Below are 18,959 nucleotides of genomic sequence, written 5' to 3' on the forward strand. Positions count from 1 at the left end.
TATATTAGGCTAAACTACCTTATTGTCTATGGTCTTGAAAGTCAGCAAGAAATACATGATACTAAAATGGTTTGCCGCGGCAATACTTTTTAGTGCCTTAATGTTAGGGGCAATAACCTGGTACCTTAGTATCAAGCTTAAGCCCATTCTTACTGCAGAAATTCAGGAACTGGTGGTAAAATCAACAGATAGCCTGTACCACATAGAGTTCTCTTCTATCAGTACCAATGTTTTAACCGGTATATCTGCCCTGGAGGATGTAAAGATCAGTCCGGATACCAATATCTACCATAAGCTTATTAATCTAAAGCGTGCACCCAATAACCTGTATAAAATAAAGCTTAAAAAGCTTGCGGTAAGAAATTTTCACGCTTACCGGATGTGGCGCCATAAGAAGCTGAACATCGACCTTTTGCTGTTTGATAATCCTTGTGTAGTGATGACCAACAGGCAGTTCGACTTTAATGAAGATAAGCTCCCTCAACCAAAAAAATCACCTTATGATTATATCTCCAAATACCTTAAAGAGCTCCGCATCCAGACAGTGGAATTTAAAAATGCGAGTTTTAAATATGTAGATAACAATGCTGCCAGGCCGGTAATAGATTCTGTTGCCAATCTGAACGTAACCCTGAAAGACTGGCTGATAGACGCCCATTCTGCTACAGATAAAAGCCGGCTTTATCTGCTGAAAGATGTACTGATCAATTTAAACAATTACAATTTTGCTACACCAGATAGCTTATACTACCTGAACCTCAACCATCTCGATTTTTCTGCCTCTTCAGGCAAGCTAAACATTAAAAGCTTTAACCTCAGCCCGCGTTATGAAGAAATGAAATTTGCTGATACAGCCGGCAATGCAAAAGAGCGGTATAGCATCCAGATGAGCAATATTAATTTAACAGGTATTGATTTGCCCCTGTATATCTTAAAACAGGAACTTTTTGCAAAAGAAATGAATATTGCAAATGGAACGCTGTCGGTGCTGAGCAACAACGCTTTCCCTAAAAAGCTGACAGTGAAAACAGGGCAGGACCCGCATCAGCTGTTACAAAAATTAAACGGACAGCTCTGCATAGAAAAATTAAACCTAAGCAATGTGGATATCAGTTATGCCGAGTTTAACCCGAACAGCGGACATAAAGGGGTCATCACATTTGAACAAACCTCCGGTACGGTTACCAATGTAACCAATGTTGAAAAGACAAAGGCCAAAAATCCGCTGATGGTGGCCGACTTAACTTCTTATTTAATGGGATCAGGTAAACTGGAAGTGAACTTTAAGTTTAACCTGAATGCTACAGACGGGGCTTTCTCTTATTCTGGCGTACTTTCTAATATGGATGGCAGGACACTGAACCGCATGACCAAACCACTGGGGATGGTAAGGGTGAACAGTGGTGACATTAAAAAGCTTGAATTTAATATCGATGCAAACGATGAGCAGGCAAAAGGTAAGGTAAGATTTGCGTATAATGATTTATCAGTGGCTTTGCTTAAACGCGTAAAAGGGGAAGACCGATTGGTAAAACAGGGACTGATGTCTTTCCTGGCCAATGCGCTGATTATGAATTCAGATAATCCCAATGCTGCAGGTGTATTTGTGAGTGCCCCGGTAAGTTATACCCGTGTTAAAACGGCTTCTTTTTTCAACTTTATCTGGAAAACTCTTTTTCAGGGTGTCAAATACAGTGTAGGGCTTACACCTGAAAAAGAAAAAAAAGTAAAGGATCAGATCGCTAAATTCGGAAAGATGAAGATGGACAGGGAAGAGCGGATCAAAAGAAGAGCGGCACGCTTAAAAGGAAATAAATAAAGGATACCCGATAGGGTACCCTTTATTTATTTATTTTTTGCGATGCCAATTACACTACCCAGTTCCAGCCAAACTCATCCGGAGCCAGACCATAACGGATATCGTTTAACGTTTTGGCGATACCTGCAGAAATGGTACGGGTTGCAGGATCAGATAACTTATAAGTTTTACCCTGGTAGCCAATTTCACCTATTGGGGTAACTGTTGCGGCAGTACCTGCTGCAAAAGCATCAGTCAGGCTTCCGTTTTCAATTCCTGCAATTACTTCTTTTACACTTACCCGTCTTTCTTCTACTTCAATACCGGCTTTTTTGGCCAGCTGAATAATAGTATCCCGGGTTACCCCGTCTAAAACTGTACTCCTTACAGATGGGGTAACCAGTTTACCATTGATCACAAAGATCAGGTTTGCTGTTCCGGCCTCTTCAATAAATTCATGTGTAGCTGCATCTGTCCAGATCAGTTGGTCAAATCCCTCTTTCTGTGCCTCGGCAAAAGGGTATAAAGAACGGGCATAGTTTCCGGCAGTTTTGGCATAACCAACACCACCATCATCTGCACGGGTATATTCAGTTTCAATCTTTACTTTTAAAGCCTTGCTGTAATACGCCCCTGTTGGGGTAGTTAATAACGCGAAAATATATTTATCTGATGGTTTAACGCCCAAATAGGGGTCGGTAGCAAACATTACCGGACGGATGTATAAAGAGTAGCCATCCTGTGCAGGGATCCATTTTTCATCAATATCAATTAAAGCAGCAATCCCCTGCATGAAAATCTCTTTAGGAATCTCGGGCATAGACATACGTACTGCCGATTTATTAAAGCGTTCAAAGTTTTTCTCCGGTCTGAAGACACTGATTTTGCCATTGGCCTGACGATAAGCTTTCATCCCTTCAAAAATCGCCTGTCCGTAATGCAGCGCAGAAATTGCCGGGCTCATTGGAATAGGACCGTAAGGAACGACCTGCAGATTACCCCAGGTTCCGTTATCAAATTCCGCAATAAACATATGGTCAGAAAATACCTTCCCAAATGGCAACTGAGAAAAATCAGTTACCGTAAGCCTGCTCTGTTCGGCCTTAGTGATCGTCATATCAAGTGTATCATTCATTGTAATAGTAATTACCTGCTGCAAATTTACGATAAATATCTATGTTGTAGGTAAGGCAAAGGCAAATATTTAAGTGTTAACCCTTTAATTCTTTTAGTACAGCAAGTACCCAGCCCTTGCCCCATTCTTCCATTTGTTCAGTCGTCCACAAAAAGGGGTAGAAAATCCTTTTCTGAAAACGCGGCGGCAAGTATTGTTGCCAGTTGGTCCCACCGGTTGCGGCAATATCCACAGGATCACGTTCCAGGTACCTCACTGCCGATTTGTAATGCGATAAGGGCCATTCTACATTTACATAAAGGTCCAGTTTCCTCAGTTCGGCAGCAAGTGCGGCAAGTGCGGTCGCATCTGCGTCCGGAGCCGCCAGCTGATGGTATAGGGCTGAGAAATTGCTTTCCTTCCGGTCTTTGATCAGGTGTAAAAACTGAGCAGCATATTTGCTGATAAACTGTTTCAGCGTAAGCGTCTGTTTTCCGCTGGCCAGTTCAGTTGCCCCAAACTTCCAGTAAATGTATTCAAACTGTTCTTCAATGCTGGCATTTGCCAGTTCTGTTCTTTTGCTTTTATCAATCAGGCGGTTAAAATCTGTGGCGCAGATCTCGATCATGCGGTACTGGGCCGACTGAAAGCCACTGGCGGGTAAAAGCGACATGCGGAATTTCAAAAACTGGTCCTTTTCCATACCGTTTACCATCACGTCGAATGAGGTTGTCAGGGCATGGAAATACGCATTGATGCGTTTTACCCTTTGAGTAAAGAAATCAAGGGTTAAAGCAGGATGTGCTGCAATTTGTTTACACTCGTGCAGGGAAAGCTTAAAATACAGCTCTGTGATCTGGTGGTACATGATGAAGATCTCTTCGTCCGGAAAAGGGGTTTTCGGGCTTTGTAAACTCAGCAAAGTATCCAGATGGATGTAATCCCAATAGGTCAGGAAATCTGCATACAACAGTCCGTCCAGATAGGCGGACATATCCTGGCCCATAGCCGCATACTTTTCCTGCAGCCGGTCTAATTTCTCCTTTATTTGTGGTGTAAGTTCCAATTTAATAAGTTAGTTTAACTCAAAGGTAAACAAAGGAACATTACCGCTGTTAATAAAGTACCCGGAATTTTATGGTATGCTCAATCTTTTTGAGCGATTTAAACAACTGCTTGTCGTATTGCGCATTGATGTCGGTAATCACATAGCCAATGCTTGGATTGGTCATCAGGAACTGCCCCACAATATTGATGTCATGTTTCGCAAAAATGGTATTTACCTTGGCCATAATGCCCGGTACATTTTTGTGGATGTGTATCAAACGGTGCGATTTATCAATCCTTGGCAACTGTAAATTAGGGAAATTGCTGCTCAGGTATGTAGTGCCGGTATTCATGAAATCAATCATCCTTTTAGGGATGAAGTTCAGGTTACGCGGGTTGTGCTTCACATCATCAAATACAACAATGCCCTGTTCGGTACAGGTACTGATGTCCACTTTTCCTTTTGCATTGCCCAGATAGCCCAGGGTTTTCAGCTTTACCGCCCTTTTTAATTGTTCCAGCCCCAGTTTTTCTCCGTCTGCAAGCAGCATCATGTGTACATCAGCTACATATTTTTCTTCAAAAGTAGTCTTGTGGCGGATAGAAAAGCCGTCCTTTTTCAACAGATCGATACTCTGCGGGTCCACATCCCCGATCACCAGGCATAAAATCCTGTTTTTTGGATAAGAGATTGCCCTTGGCAGGTTATTTACATATAAAAACTCATCAAAGCTCGGTGTAACATGGTCGGCTTTTTTGACAATGCTTTCTCTTGAAATATTTTCTGTAAAGGCATAAAATTTCTTGATCAGACCACTTTCACGCAGCTGAAAATCCGAATACCCATCGCCAATACCATAAAGGTCGCCCTCCAGGTTCATTTGCTGCATCAGTTTAACCTTTCCACCTTCTTCACTTAAAGGGTTCGAATGGTCGTAATCTATAATTTTGCCGTCTCCTGTAGTTACAAAAGTGTTGGCATAAATGTTCTCTTTTTTGATGTGGTACTGGCTCACCACAGGGGTGATAAATTCTTTAAAGCCACCGGAAACGATCAATACCTCATCGGCATGTTTCTTAAAAAATGCGGCATTACGTGAAAATGAAGCCGATACTTTTTTCTTCAATACTTTGATCAGCTGTTTTAAATGGTCTTCCGTGGCTTCCAGCAGTTTTACCCTTTGGGCCAGGCTCTCCCCAAAAGAAAGCTTACCTTCCATAGCCAGGTTGGTATAATCTTCAATTTTCTGGAAAATGACCTCTTTTTCAGGGTGTTTTTTCAGGGAAATACGGGCCAGCTCATCTAAAGCTTCAACTTGTGTAAAGGTGCTGTCAAAATCAATGATGTAAAAATTCTTTTGCTTCATCCTTGTAGGAGTAATGGTATTTTTAGGTGGTTTCAGGTTGTCAATAACCGGTCAAAGATATAAAATTCAATACTGCTGTTTACAGATTTCTTCAATACTTTGTTGCAATGGCTTAAAGTTGATGCCAATTGCCTTTTTTATCTTTTCGTTGCTGTATAAACTTTCATTTAAACTGCTGCGGGCAGCATCACTGGTTAAAGAAGCTGGTTTCCCGGTAAAGAGCGAGGCCAGCCAGGCTGCCCGCCAGGCAATACCCAGCATCCAGGGCCTGGCTTCTTTTGCGGGGGCTTTAATGCCATAAGCCTTGGCGATTTCAGCAAACAGCTGTTTATAATGGTAATTTTCTGATGAGATCGTGAACCGTTCGGCAGTTTCGCTGCTGTTCATCAGGGCAATCATGCTTTTTGCCACGTCTTCCACATCAACAAGTCCGGTAGCACCTCTGGTATAAAAGGATAAGCCATCCTTTACCAGTTTAAAAATGGCACCGCTACCCTTAAAACCCGCTCCCGCACCAATAATTACCGATGGGTTTACAATTACCGCATCCAGCCCTTCTGCAATACCCCGCCATACTTCCATTTCTCCTTCGTATTTAGAAATGGCATACGTGTGCGACTTTGCATCATAGGCCCAGAAATCTTTTTCGGTAATCAGGGCCCCCTTTTTAGCTTCACCCAATGCGGCCACCGAACTCACATGCAGCAGTCTTGCCCCATAAGCAGCACAAAGGTTTACCACATTGCTGGTCCCTTCAATGTTAACGTGTAAAAGTTTTTGTTTGTCTTTAGGATTAAATGAAACCAGGGCTGCACAATGATATACCTGCTTAATCCCTGCATAAGCATCTTCCAGATCAGAAATGTTGTTGACGTCGGCAATAACCCATTCAACAAGGTCATTCTGCCTGATTAAATCAGGGATAACGGAACCCTCCCGTTTCAATGCCCTGACCTTTATGCCCTGCCTGCACAGCTGGCTTATCAATTCTGAACCTAAAAAACCAGTGGCACCGGTAACCAATATCATTTCATTTTTTTTAGGATGTTCATTAAAATATGCGCTCAAAAATAGATATTTGATGCCATACATTTATACTAAGATATGTCTTTATCAGATTTTTTTTCTCCGGTCAGTCCTGACAAATTTACGCCAAAACAGGGATTTTATACCAGTCAGATAGGTTTAAAGGCAGGGTTTTTTACCGATAAATTTCCAGACCTGGAAGACAAACAATATGACATTGCAATTTTTGGGGTGCAGGACGACCGCGCTGCGGTAAACAATGAGGGCTGTGCACTTGCGCCTGATTATTTCAGGAGCCAATTTTACGCCTTAAACGAAGGACCGTTTACGTCCAGGATCATTGATCTTGGAAATATCAGGGCCGGGGCTTCCATTTCAGATACCTACGTGGCGGTAAAGACTGTAGTAGCTGAGCTGATTAAACTTGACATTCTGCCGGTAATTATCGGCGGGGGGCAAGACCTTACGTACGCCCAGTACCTGGCTTATGAGCACCTGGAACAAAAGGTAGATCTGGTGGTGGTAGATAGCAAATTCGACCTGGATGAGGAAGATCAGGAAGGATTAACTGCCAAATCAGATACTTATTTAAACAAAATCCTGTTGCATCAGCCCAATTACCTTTTCAATTTCAGCAATATTGGTTACCAAACCTATTTTGTAAACCAGGATAGCCTGAAGGTGATGAGCAAACTTTATTTTGATGCCCATCGTTTGGGTGAGTTTGCCAGTGACATCACTTTAACCGAGCCGATCATCCGCAATGCCAGCATGATCAGTTTTGACATCGGTGCCATCCGCTCTTCAGATGCCGGCGCAAATGCCAATGCCAGCCCAAATGGTTTTTACGGCGAACAGGCCTGCGCCATTAGTCGTTATGCGGGCATGAGCGATAAGCTGACTTCAATCGGTTTCTATGAATTTAATCCGGCATTTGATCAGAACGGACAAACGGCCATGCTCCTGGCTCAAATGGTCTGGTATTTTGTAGATGGCTATTATAACCGTAAAAAGGATTTTCCGCTGAGCCCGAAATCACAATACCTGATTTACAGGGCCAGCTTAAACGATGGCTCTGCAGAAATGCTCTTTGTGAAAAGCAAAAAATCAGACCGCTGGTGGATGCAGGTGCCCTATCCTGCCGGAATTTCCAAAAATGAACGTTACCACCTGGTGCCTTGCCGTTACGACGACTATACTACGGCTGTGAATGGGGAAATGCCCGATCTGTGGTGGCGGACCTTTCAAAAGCTACTATAATATTACATTCATCCTTACGTTATAATTTTGGTCTATTAGTACATTTGGCCCGGAATAACCAAACTTTAACTTATTTTTTAATAAAAACTAAAATTATGAAGAAGATCGTTCTGATCGCAGCCTGCCTGTTGCCAGTAGCTGTTATGGCGCAGGAAAAGTTTACAATAAATGGCAAGGTAGGTAATCTGGGAGCCCCTGCAAAAGCCTATTTATATTATGGCCCCCGTGCTAACCCTGTTGTAGATTCTGCAGCAATTGTTGGCGGTAAATTTATGTTTACCGGCCCAATATCCGGAATAACGCAGGCTACTGTGGTCATCAGACACGACCTGGCAGCGCCCTCGCGTACCGTCGCCCCTGATGGTTATGCTTTGTTTCTTGAACCTAAAGTACTGGAGCTGGTATCGGCTACCGATTCAATAAAACACGCTGTGGTTAAAGGCTCAAAAGTAAATGATGACAATGCAAAGTTTAAAGCGCTGACCAAATCCGTAAACGAAAAGAACGCTGCTTTGATGGCCGAATACCGTAGTAAAACGGAAACCGAGCGTAATGATGAAGCCTATATGAAAACAGTGATGAGCCGTGACGAGGCCAACAGAAAAGAGATGGAAACGCTGAGCAAGCAATTCTACACTGCAAACCGGGATTCTTATATTGGTCTGCTTGCTTTTCAGGGGACTGTTAATGTGGATAAGGACCTTAGCGGGGCAGAAGCAGAGCTCAATAAATTTTCTCCTGCTATAAAAGCTACAGAGCTTGGTAAAAGTATAGCAAAGACTATCCAGTCGGCAAAAAGTACGGGTGTTGGACAAATGGCAATGGATTTTACACAGAATGATGTGAATGATAAGCCGGTTAAATTGTCTGATTTCCGTGGAAAATATGTATTGGTAGATTTCTGGGCTTCATGGTGCGGACCATGCCGTGCGGAAAATCCTAACGTGGTAAAAGCTTATACAACTTATAAAGACAAGAATTTTACAGTTTTGGGTGTTTCCTTAGATCAGCCTGGTAAAAAGGATGCCTGGCTGCAAGCGATTGAGAAAGATGGCTTAAACTGGACTCAGTTGTCAGATTTAAAAGGATGGAGCAATGAGGTCGCTGTTCAATATGGTGTTCGGTCTATCCCTGCAAATTACCTGATTGACCCTAGCGGGAAGATCATTGCTAAGAATGTAAGGGGTGAAGAGCTACAGAAAAAACTTGCAGAGGTATTGTAAATAAGCTGATTTACTTTTTAGTCAAAAAAAAGCGGTTATGGCACAGTGCTTAACCGCTTTTTTTTGTCGGCATTGACCCCCTAAAATGGCGTTATAACACCCTGTTTGTTAGCATATATGTAGTTAACTTTAATTGTTCATTATTAAAACAAAAGATTATGGAAACTAAAACAGTTAGCAGCAAAATGCATGCGCTGGTGATCTTGTATGACATGCATACAGATTTTTTTATCAGGGCTTTGGACGGTATTTCTGATGAAGATGCACACAGCCGCTTAAATACAAAAGCCAACCACATTGCCTGGCTTACGGGAAGTTTGGTACAGCAGCGGTATGAAATGGCCAAAGACTTTGGTATTAAGCAGCAGCAAAGTGCGGATGAATTGTTTAAGAACCATAAAGGCATTCAGGATGATGTGACCTATCCTCCGCTGGAAGTATTCAAAAAAGACTGGAAAAGCATTAGCCCACTTTTGAGGGATGCGCTGGTCGGTGCTACCGAAGAAAAGCTGGCCACTATGGTCGAAATGCCTGGGATGGAATACAGTTTATATGAATTTCTTACTTTTTTGATCTACAGAGAGGCAAATTGTATAGGACAGATAGCATTGTGGAGGCGTTTATTGGGGTATGAGGCCTTGAAATATGAGTAAATAGTGCATTTGGTATATTTTTTGTTAATATTTTGATGGGTTAGATAAGGTACAACATTTACTAATTCTCTCTATGGCAACAAAATCTACCGATTTGAAAAAAGAGCTTTATCCTTCCCAGGATGAATGCTGCCCCGTATTTATTAAATACTTTGAAGGCTACAATTACAGGGAAATTGCAGAAGCCTTAAATTTGCCACTCACTACGGTAAAGGAAAGGCTTAAAACGAATAAAAGAAGGTTGAGGGTCAATTTAAAATTGTTTGCCCGGCATTTCAGGGCTGCTATGCAGGAACTATAAATACAAAGAGGGCCAATTTATACCGGCCCTCTTTGTATTTATATTCCAAAATAAATCCTGTTTTCGGAGAGAACTTAGGAGATCAGGTCAAATCCTATATCTTCCCTGAAATATTTGCCATCAAAATAAATGCGTGCCGCATCAGCAGTTGCTGACTGCAAAGCTTCAAACTGACTGTCCTGCAAACTGGAAACGGCGAGTACGCGGCCCCCATTGGTTTTGATCACACCACCTTCCAGGGCAGTTCCGGCATGGAACACCAGCGACTGGCGTACATTTTCGATGCCAGTGATGGTTTTGCCCTTTTCATATTCGCCAGGATAACCCCCGGCAACAATCATTACAGTAGCGGCATTTTTATCACTGATGTTTAATTTATAATCTTTTAATTTTTTCTTTGAGGCCGCAATAAAAAGATCTACCAGGTCATTTTCTATCCTTGGGATCACACTTTCCGTTTCAGGGTCGCCCATGCGGCAGTTGTACTCTATTACCAGTGGTTTTTCGTTTACCTTGATCAATCCGAAAAAGATGAAACCGGTATAATCAATTTGGTCTTTCTTTAAGCCATTGATGGTTGGGATGATGATGTCGCGTTCTATTTCGGCTAAAAAAGCTTTGCTGGCAAAAGGTACCGGAGATACAGAACCCATGCCGCCCGTATTCAGGCCGGTATCCCCCTGTCCGATGCGTTTGTAATCTTTCGCCTCCGGCAGGATCACATAATTGTCCCCATCAGTAAGTACAAACACCGAAAGCTCTATGCCGCTTAAAAATTCTTCTATTACAACGGTCGTCCCTGCGTCGCCAAACTTGCCGCTCAGCATCAGTTTCAGTTCCTCCTGGGCTTCGGCAGTATTGTCTAAAATCACTACCCCTTTGCCGGCTGCAAGTCCGTCTGCCTTTAAAACAACAGGCAGGGCATGCGATTGCAAATAGACCAGTCCTTCCTCCAGTGTTTCCTTTGTAAAAGAGCGTGAAGCGGCAGTAGGAATTCCATGACGGGCCATAAACTGCTTTGAGAAATCTTTACTGCCCTCAAGGATCGCACCTTCTTTTTTAGGACCGATAACCGGGATGCCGGCCAGTTCCTCATCTGCTATAAAAAAATCGTGGATTCCATTTACAAGCGGCTCTTCAGGGCCAACTACCACCAGGCTTATATTTTCTTTAAGTACCAGTGCCTTAACAGCCTCAAAGTTATTGGGGTTAATGTTTACATTTTTACCGTAAGCATTGGTGCCGCCATTACCTGGCGCGATAAACAGTTGTGAGCATTGCGAAGATTGACTGATCTTCCAGGCAAAAGCACTTTCTCTGCCACCGGAACCTAATAGTAAAATGTTCATCTATGTTTGATTTGTTGTTTTAATTGTAGGATGGAATCTCCATCCCCGGCAAATATACCGCTTTAGCTAAATATACACAGTGAAAAATGACCATTCTCTTCACAAGCTGTGATAAGCTGCCATGAAGAAGGACAATAAAAATAAAAGCCTGTATCTCTGTTCCTTTTCCCTGGTAATTTTTTGAATTTAACCTGCCTGAGCAAGAGGATAGCAAGACAATAGCAAGAGGAAAGCAAGAGAAAAGCAAGACAATTTTATAGTGGACCGGCTGCTGATCAGGCTAATGTTAGGATTGCATAAAGACTCACAATTGATATGATTATCCATAAGGCAGCTCCCTGGACCAGCGGACTAAGACCTACACTTTTCAGGGTTTTAAAAGAAAGCCCCGAACCAATGAGGAATAGTGTTAAGCTTAATCCTGCCTTAGCTAAGGTAATCAGGTAGTGACTGTTTTTTGCGATAAATGGAATGTAAGTGCTGGCTATTACGGCTAGTACAAACAATCCGATAAAATAGGGTATCTGCACTTTACTTTTTTCTGTTTTAAAAAGATAGGCCGTTACAATGGATACTGGGATGATCCATAATGCACGGGCAAGTTTAACGGTTGTCGCAATTTCCAGGGCCTGATCGCCATATTTGCTGGCTGCCCCTACAACAGAGCTGGTGTCGTGTATGGCTATAGCACACCAAAGACCAAATTGCTGCTGCGATAGCTGAAACCAGTGGCCTATGGCCGGAAAAAGGAACAAGGCCAGGGAATTGAGGATAAATACCGTACCCAGTGCCACAGAAATCTGTTTTTCACTGGCTTTTATTACCGGAGATAATGCGGCAATGGCACTTCCTCCGCAGATGGCTGTGCCTGCTGAAATGAGTGAGGATGTTTTAAGGTCTATGTTGAGCCGCCTGCCTATAAAATAACCTAAGGTTAAAACGCCGAATATAGACGCGATGGTAAATAGCAGACCTTCTTTGCCTGCCCGAACGGCGCTAAAGGCATTCATGCCAAAACCAAGACCAATAACAGATATTTTAAGCAGGATATGGGTCGCCTTTTGGCTGGTTTGAGGGTAAGGGTGTTCCAGCACCTGCGCCAGTACAAGGCCAATTAACAGGGCTGCGGGTGCCGAAGTGGTTAAGGCTACCGCCGCTGCAATAAAAAAGATGACTTTAGGGAGTAAAAGGTTAGGTTGCTGACTTTCCATGGATAATTGTTGTATTTCTACTACAAAACTAGTTGGTAGTCTGCCCGGATGCTTATTCCCGTTATTTATCTATCATTACTTCAGGTTATAATGATTTTGGCAAAGCGCATTAATTTCTCTGCCAGAGGATCTGGCTGGCCTTGTAAATGAATAAAGTAGAAACTCCTGGTTATATTGAGGCCTTTAACCTCTATCAATCTAAGTTCTCCGTTTAACAGTTCCTTTCCAATGGAATGTATCGATAAAAAAGCCAGGGCAGTGGAATGCATCAGGTAAGATTTAATACTTTCTGTATTGCCAAGTTGGATTTCAACCGGAAGATCGGCAATTTTAAGACCAACCGCCCTTAAGGCATGGTCAATTACCTGTCGTGTACCGGAACCTTGTTCGCGTACTACAAAGCGATAGTCGGTAAGCATGGCCGGGTCAATTTCTGCTGTTTTGGCCAGCGGATGGCTTTTGTTGCAGACCAGTACAATTTCATCCTTAATAAAATCAGAATAACTGATCTTCTGGTTTTTTGAACGTCCTTCTACCAGGCCGAGTTCGATTTCCTTGTCAATCAAGGCTTTTTCAATCTGTTCCGTGTTTCCTGTAACCAGTTGTATTTCTATGTCATTGAATTTCTTTTTGAAACCTGCAAGAATGGGTGCAATCAGGTATTGCGATATGGTGGTGCTGGCGCCAAGGTGCAGTGCTCCGGTATGCTTCTGCAGCAGGGCATTCATGTCAAAATCTATAGCCCTGTAAACGGACAAAAGTGTTTCAGTGTGGTTCAATAAGATCAGTCCGGCTGGGGTAAGCTGTATTTTGTTTCCATTACGGTCAAAAAGCTTGCTGTTGTACTGTTGTTCCAGTTCGCGGATATGTTTGGTAACCGCTGGCTGGCTAATGTACAGTTCCTCGGCAGCTTTGGTAAAACTGAGTCTTTTGGCTACGGTATAAAAAACATTTAAGCGAAAATCGGCCATAGGCATTTTGGTATTTACAGCAATTTGAAGGCAATATCTGCAATATTTATGCTAATTTTAAGGTTTGTCAGGAGAATTTAACAGCGGGAGATTTCTTTATGTAAAAGATTAAATTTAGCTTTGGACCCTGAAGTATTGCATGTTAAAAGATTTTTGCTGCTGTAAATGAGACATATTGTTACTTTATCGTTAGTGTTTTTTAGTCTGACCCACCTTGCAAAGGCGGAGCGGATGGAGAGCCTGCGTGTGGTTACAAGGTATTGCAATAGCCAGCAGTCAGACAAGAAAACAGCTGCAATAAGGTTAGCCCAGCCAGACGATCAGCACCATCCTTTCTTTTTATCTTACAGCGCCTTAACGGCTATAGGTTTATTACCCGAAAGGCATATAGAGAAACATAGGATGAACAGCTATGTGATCGTTGACCTTACTATAAAGGAACAGACCAAAAACAATAGCCCCTAAGCCCTGATCTTTAAAATACACCCCGGCTTTCATCAAAATACGCCCGTATTTTATAGGGTTAGCCATCTGCAACTGCCATTGTGGCTTATTGAACTATATGGCCTGGTTGTTGTAATTTGATCATTTTAAAAAAAATATAAACACAAAAACATTATATGTTAGGATTTTTAACCAAGGTATTTGGAAGCAAATCAGAAAGAGATATCAAGGCTTTACAGCCTATAGTTGTCAAGATAAACCAGGAATACGAGAAACTGTCGGCATTGAGCAATGACGAACTGCGTAATAAAACAGTATATTTTAAAGATGTTATTGCCAAAGCTTTAGCAGAAATTGATGGCAAGATCGGTGGCCTGAAGGCAGATGCCGAGAGCCAGGATTTATCTTTACCGGAAAAAACGGCTTTATATGATCAGATTGATGCTTTGATCAAAGACCGTGACAAGGAACTGGAAGTGGTTTTACAGGAGATCTTACCGCAGGCATTTGCTGTGGTGAAGGAAACTTCGAGACGTTTTTCTGAAAATGATACGCTGGAGGTTACGGCTACACAGTTTGACCGTGATTACGCGGCACGTAAGAAAAATGTAGAGATCAAAGGCGATAAGGCCTATTGGGCCAACCGCTGGGAAGCTGCCGGTGTGGAAGTATTGTGGAACATGGTGCATTACGATGTACAGCTGATAGGTGGTATGGTTTTGCACAGCGGTAAAATTGCCGAGATGGCAACTGGTGAGGGTAAAACTTTGGTAAGTACTTTACCTGCTTACCTGAATGCTTTGGCCGGACAAGGGGTGCACATTGTAACGGTGAACGATTACCTTGCCCGTCGTGACTCGGAGTGGAATGGTCCGCTGTTTGAGTTCCATGGCATTTCTGTAGATTGCATTGATAAGCATGAACCCAATTCGCAGGAGCGCAGGGATGCCTACCTGGCCGATATTACTTATGGCACGAATAACGAGTTTGGGTTCGATTATCTGCGTGATAACATGTCGCAAACCCCTGACCAGCTGGTACAGCGCAAGCTGCATTTTGCAATGGTGGATGAGGTCGATTCCGTTTTAATTGATGATGCCCGTACGCCTTTGATCATTTCGGGTCCCGTTCCTTTTGGTGACCAGCATGAGTTTCATGAGCTGAAACCAAGAATAGAACGTTTGGTTACTGCACAGAAGGAATATGTGACGCGTGCCCTGAACGAGGCGAAGAAACTGATCAATGAAGGTAAAGCCGGAACCGAAGAAGGTGAAGGTGGTTTGGCCTTATTGCGTGCACATCGTGGCTTACCTAAAAATAAAGCATTGATCAAGTTTTTAAGTGAGGGCAGCGTGAAGCAGACCTTATTGAAAACGGAAAACCATTATATGGCCGATCAGTCTAAAAACATGCCTAAGGTTGATGCCGAGCTGTTTTTCTATATTGATGAGAAAAACAACCAGGTGGAGCTGACCGAGAAAGGTATTGAGCTGATTACCAAATCGGGTGAAGACCCGCATTTCTTTGTTTTACCTGATGTGGGTACAGAGATTGCAGATATTGAAAAATCGGCTTTGAGCAGTGAAGAAAAAATTGCACAGAAAGATGCTTTGATGCGCGATTATTCGATTAAAGCAGAGCGCATCCACTCTGTGAACCAGTTGCTGAAAGCCTATACCTTATTTGAGATTGATGTGGAATACATCATTGATGAAGGAAAGATCAAGATTGTAGATGAGCAGACCGGCCGTATTATGGATGGCCGCCGTTATTCGGATGGCTTACACCAGGCGATTGAGGCGAAAGAGAACGTGAAGGTAGAAGATGCTTCACAGACTTATGCTACGGTTACTTTGCAGAACTTTTTCAGGATGTACCACAAGCTTTGTGGTATGACGGGTACTGCCACTACTGAAGCGGGGGAGTTCTGGTCGATCTATAAACTGGATGTGGTAGAGATCCCTACGAACAGGGTGATCTCGAGAAAAGACCATCAGGATTATGTATACCGTACCATCCGTGAAAAATACAATGCAGTAGCAGAAGAAATTGTTTCGCTTACCCAGGCGGGCAGACCGGTACTGGTAGGTACTACTTCGGTAGAGATTTCGGAATTACTGAGCCGGATGCTGAAGCTGCGCGGCATTAAGCACAATGTACTGAATGCGAAGATGCACCAGAAAGAAGCCGATATTGTGGCCGAAGCCGGACAGGCGGGCCAGGTAACGATTGCCACCAACATGGCTGGTCGTGGTACGGATATTAAATTAGGCCCGGGTGTTAAAGAAGCCGGTGGTTTGGCCATCGTGGGTACAGAAAGGCATGAGTCGCGACGTGTAGACAGACAGTTGCGTGGCCGTGCCGGTCGCCAGGGAGATCCGGGTTCGTCCCAGTTCTTCGTATCGCTTGAAGATAACCTGATGCGTTTATTCGGATCGGAAAGGATTTCTAACATCATGGTGAAAATGGGCATTGAGGATGGAGAAGTGATCCAGCATTCGATGATTACCAAATCTATTGAGCGGGCACAGAAAAAAGTGGAAGAGAATAACTTTGGTATCCGTAAGCGTTTGCTGGAATATGACGATGTGATGAACTCACAGCGTTCGGTGATTTATGCGAAACGGAGAAATGCCTTGTTTGGCGACCGTTTGGATGTAGACATGAGCAATATGACTTTTGATGTTGCCGAGGATATTGTGACCGAATACAAAGAAGAAGGCAATTATGAAGGCTTTAAGCTGGAGGTGATCAAAAACTTTTCGGCCGATACAGCTATAGATGAGGCGGAGTTTACTTCGAAAGGCATCCATCATTTAACCGATAAGCTGTTTGAAGAAGTGACTGCATTTTATGCCAGGAAATCGGATGCCATCATTGCCCAGGCGATGCCGGTACTGAACCAGGTTTATGCAGAGCGTGGTGAGCAGATTGAACAGATTGTTGTACCATTTACGGATGGTTTGCGCAGCATACAGGTTCCTGTTGGCTTGAAAAAGGCAATAGATAACGGTGGGCGTGAGATCAATAAATCATTTGAGAAAACAATAGTGCTGGCGCTGATCGACGAATCGTGGAAAGAGCACCTTCGTGAGATGGATGAATTGAAGCAATCGGTACAGAATGCGGTTTACGAGCAGAAAGATCCCCTGATCATTTACAAGATGGAAGCCTTTAACCTGTTCAAAAACATGCTGAATGCAGTGAACAAAGAGGTGGTAAGCTTCTTGTATAAAGGGGGCATCCCGGTGCAGACAGATCCTAATGATGTGCGGGAAGCGCAGGCACCAAGACCTGCACCAAGCAGGTTAAAAATGTCTAAACCAGAATTCGGACAGCAAGGCAGCAGTGCAGATGTGATGGAAGATACACGTGAGCTTGCTCCGCAGCAGCCTATCCGTAAGGAAGTTACTGTGGGCAGGAACGAGCCTTGTCCGTGTGGCAGTGGCAAGAAATTCAAAAACTGTCACGGTGCAGGATTGTAATTTGTAATAAACATATAGAATGCCGAGTTTTGTAAAAAAAATTCGGCATTCTTTTTTTATCCTCATGAAGAAATTATTTACTGGCCTGTTGTGTTGTTTTTCTGTTGCGGTATTTGCCCAGACAAAGGGTGTTGTTGCAGTAGTTAAAGACCCTATGATAGACAGTTTAATTGCCAAACGTATTGAACTCAATACAAAAGCGGCCGTTGCCACACCGGCAGCAAGTACGGGAAAAGTGGGAACTGCCATTGTTTCGCAAATGGGCTACCGGGTGCAGGTTTTTTACGGATCTGACAGACGGGAAGTTTTTAATGAACAGAGCAGGTTCAATTCAGATTTTCCGGAATACAATACCTACATTACATATAAGCAACCCAATTATTATTTACGGGTGGGCGATTTTAGAACACGGTTGGAGGCCCAGCACTTTATGAACGAGCTGAAACCCATGTACCCTACTTTATTTATTTTCAGGGAAAAGATCAATGCACCTAATTTAGAACCACATCAATGATAACCAAAGACAAGATACAGGCACTTTCAGGTAATATATTTGAACAGGTTGTTGGCTACCGCCAGCATTTACATGCCAATCCGGAACTTTCTTTTAAAGAATACCAGACTTCAGCTTTTGTGAAAGGCATTTTGACGGACTGGGGCATTCCATTTACAGAAATGGCTGATACGGGGGTTGTGGGGTTGATCAAAGGTGAACTGGCTTCGGATAAGATCATTGCCCTGCGTGCTGATATGGATGCATTGCCGATAACGGAGGCAAACGATAAACCTTATGCGTCTAAGAACGCAGGTGTGATGCATGCCTGCGGACATGATGTGCACACCTCTTCTTTGCTGGGAACGGCGCATATTTTAAATCAGTTAAAGTCGGAATTTGGGGGTACAGTAAAACTGATCTTCCAGCCTGCTGAAGAGATTTTACCGGGTGGTGCAAGCATTATGATCAAGGAGGGCGTGTTGGAAAACCCTAAGCCGCAGCATATTATCGGCCAGCATGTGATGCCACTGATTGATGCCGGTAAGGTAGGTTTCCGTTCGGGCATTTATATGGCCTCTACAGATGAGCTGTATGTAACGGTACGAGGCAAAGGCGGACATGGTGCGCAGCCACATCAGAATATAGATCCTGTACTGATCGCTTCGCATATTATTGTGGCTTTGCAGCAGATTGTAAGCAGAAATGCAGATCCACGTTTGCCTTCGGTACTTTCCTTTGGGAAGGTAATTGCCAATGGGGCAACGAACATCATCCCGAATGAGGTAAAACTGGAAGGGACTTTCAGGACATTGAATGAGGACTGGCGCAAGGAAGCGAAGCGCCTGATGAAAAAGATGGCTGAAGGTATTGCGGAAAGCATGGGCGGGAGCTGTGAGTTTACCATTATGGATGGCTACCCCTACCTGATCAATGAAGAAAAGGTAACGGCCAATACGCGCGCTTTTGCAGAAGATTACCTGGGCAAAGAGAATGTACTTGACCTGGACATCTGGATGGCGGCAGAGGATTTTGCCTATTATTCGCAGGTTACAGATGCCTGCTTTTACCGTTTGGGTACAGGGAACAAAGAAAAGGATACCTGTTATTCGGTGCATACGCCGAATTTTGATATAGACGAGGATGCACTGAAGGTATCTACTGGTCTGATGGCTTATGTAGCCCTGAAACAACTGGGCAATTAATTTAAATCGTTG

Annotated in this window: 16 protein-coding genes; 9 read left to right on the top strand and 7 right to left on the bottom strand. The window is 43.3% G+C overall.

Annotation, left to right across the window (positions count from 1 at the left end):
- Positions 1-28: 28 nt before the first annotated feature.
- Positions 29-1,819, top strand: coding sequence for a hypothetical protein (locus HDC92_RS18920; protein WP_183876673.1), 1,791 nt, complete (start codon positions 29-31; stop codon positions 1,817-1,819).
- Positions 1,820-1,868: 49 nt separating this feature from the next.
- Here the strand turns inward: HDC92_RS18920 and HDC92_RS18925 are convergent, their stop codons facing one another.
- From HDC92_RS18925 to HDC92_RS18940, 4 genes are all read right to left on the bottom strand, one after another.
- Positions 1,869-2,933 carry a branched-chain amino acid aminotransferase gene (locus HDC92_RS18925; protein WP_012780438.1) on the bottom strand — a complete coding sequence of 355 codons (1,065 nt, stop codon included), beginning with the start codon at positions 2,931-2,933 and terminating at the stop codon, positions 1,869-1,871.
- Positions 2,934-3,009: 76 nt separating this feature from the next.
- Positions 3,010-3,978 carry a tryptophan 2,3-dioxygenase family protein gene (locus HDC92_RS18930; RefSeq protein ID WP_183876674.1) on the bottom strand — a complete coding sequence of 323 codons (969 nt, stop codon included), beginning with the start codon at positions 3,976-3,978 and terminating at the stop codon, positions 3,010-3,012.
- Between the two features lie 49 nt (positions 3,979-4,027).
- On the bottom strand, positions 4,028-5,326 hold the full coding sequence (locus tag HDC92_RS18935) for an HAD-IB family phosphatase (RefSeq protein WP_012780440.1): 1,299 nt from the start codon (positions 5,324-5,326) through the stop codon (positions 4,028-4,030).
- Between the two features lie 66 nt (positions 5,327-5,392).
- Positions 5,393-6,394 (bottom strand): NAD-dependent epimerase/dehydratase family protein, encoded by a 1,002-nt coding sequence (locus tag HDC92_RS18940; RefSeq protein ID WP_317618104.1) that lies wholly within the window; start codon positions 6,392-6,394, stop codon positions 5,393-5,395.
- A 36-nt stretch (positions 6,395-6,430) separates the two neighbouring features.
- On the opposite strand from HDC92_RS18940, the gene HDC92_RS18945 reads away from it, so the two are divergent.
- The 4 genes from HDC92_RS18945 to HDC92_RS18960 all read left to right on the top strand — a co-directional run bounded on the left by HDC92_RS18945 (position 6,431) and on the right by HDC92_RS18960 (position 9,789).
- Complete coding sequence (locus HDC92_RS18945; protein ID WP_183876675.1) at positions 6,431-7,612, top strand: formimidoylglutamase; 1,182 nt, start codon at positions 6,431-6,433, stop codon at positions 7,610-7,612.
- Positions 7,613-7,707: 95 nt separating this feature from the next.
- Positions 7,708-8,835: a TlpA disulfide reductase family protein gene (locus tag HDC92_RS18950; protein WP_012780443.1), complete on the top strand. Its 1,128-nt coding sequence runs from the start codon at positions 7,708-7,710 to the stop codon at positions 8,833-8,835.
- Between the two features lie 158 nt (positions 8,836-8,993).
- The gene (locus HDC92_RS18955; protein WP_012780444.1) at positions 8,994-9,488 is read left to right on the top strand and encodes a hypothetical protein; all 495 of its coding nucleotides are present in this window, start codon (positions 8,994-8,996) and stop codon (positions 9,486-9,488) included.
- Positions 9,489-9,561: 73 nt separating this feature from the next.
- Positions 9,562-9,789, top strand: a complete 228-nt coding sequence (locus HDC92_RS18960) for a sigma factor-like helix-turn-helix DNA-binding protein (RefSeq protein ID WP_183876676.1) — start codon at positions 9,562-9,564, stop codon at positions 9,787-9,789.
- Positions 9,790-9,863: 74 nt separating this feature from the next.
- On the opposite strand, the gene purD is transcribed toward HDC92_RS18960, so the two are convergent.
- From purD to HDC92_RS18975, 3 genes are all read right to left on the bottom strand, one after another.
- Positions 9,864-11,138 carry a phosphoribosylamine--glycine ligase gene (gene purD / locus HDC92_RS18965; protein ID WP_183876677.1) on the bottom strand — a complete coding sequence of 425 codons (1,275 nt, stop codon included), beginning with the start codon at positions 11,136-11,138 and terminating at the stop codon, positions 9,864-9,866.
- A gap of 275 nt (positions 11,139-11,413) precedes the next feature.
- Positions 11,414-12,349 carry a YeiH family protein gene (locus HDC92_RS18970; protein ID WP_012780446.1) on the bottom strand — a complete coding sequence of 312 codons (936 nt, stop codon included), beginning with the start codon at positions 12,347-12,349 and terminating at the stop codon, positions 11,414-11,416.
- Positions 12,350-12,429: 80 nt separating this feature from the next.
- The gene (locus HDC92_RS18975) at positions 12,430-13,320 is read right to left on the bottom strand and encodes a LysR family transcriptional regulator (RefSeq protein WP_036675382.1); all 891 of its coding nucleotides are present in this window, start codon (positions 13,318-13,320) and stop codon (positions 12,430-12,432) included.
- A 165-nt stretch (positions 13,321-13,485) separates the two neighbouring features.
- Here HDC92_RS18975 and HDC92_RS18980 point away from each other — a divergent pair, with 165 nt between their 5' ends.
- The 4 genes from HDC92_RS18980 (at position 13,486) to HDC92_RS18995 (ending at position 18,947) form a co-directional block, all read left to right on the top strand.
- Positions 13,486-13,785 (top strand): hypothetical protein, encoded by a 300-nt coding sequence (locus tag HDC92_RS18980; protein ID WP_012780448.1) that lies wholly within the window; start codon positions 13,486-13,488, stop codon positions 13,783-13,785.
- A gap of 155 nt (positions 13,786-13,940) precedes the next feature.
- Positions 13,941-17,249, top strand: a complete 3,309-nt coding sequence (secA, locus tag HDC92_RS18985; protein ID WP_183876678.1) for a preprotein translocase subunit SecA — start codon at positions 13,941-13,943, stop codon at positions 17,247-17,249.
- A gap of 64 nt (positions 17,250-17,313) precedes the next feature.
- Positions 17,314-17,763 (top strand): SPOR domain-containing protein, encoded by a 450-nt coding sequence (locus tag HDC92_RS18990; RefSeq protein ID WP_238326526.1) that lies wholly within the window; start codon positions 17,314-17,316, stop codon positions 17,761-17,763.
- Complete coding sequence (locus tag HDC92_RS18995; protein WP_183876679.1) at positions 17,760-18,947, top strand: M20 family metallopeptidase; 1,188 nt, start codon at positions 17,760-17,762, stop codon at positions 18,945-18,947. Before HDC92_RS18990 ends, HDC92_RS18995 begins: the two co-directional genes overlap by 4 nt.
- The last annotated feature ends 12 nt before the right edge of the window (positions 18,948-18,959 follow it).

The organism is Pedobacter sp. AK017 (assembly GCF_014200825.1).
GTDB lineage: Bacteria > Bacteroidota > Bacteroidia > Sphingobacteriales > Sphingobacteriaceae > Pedobacter > Pedobacter heparinus.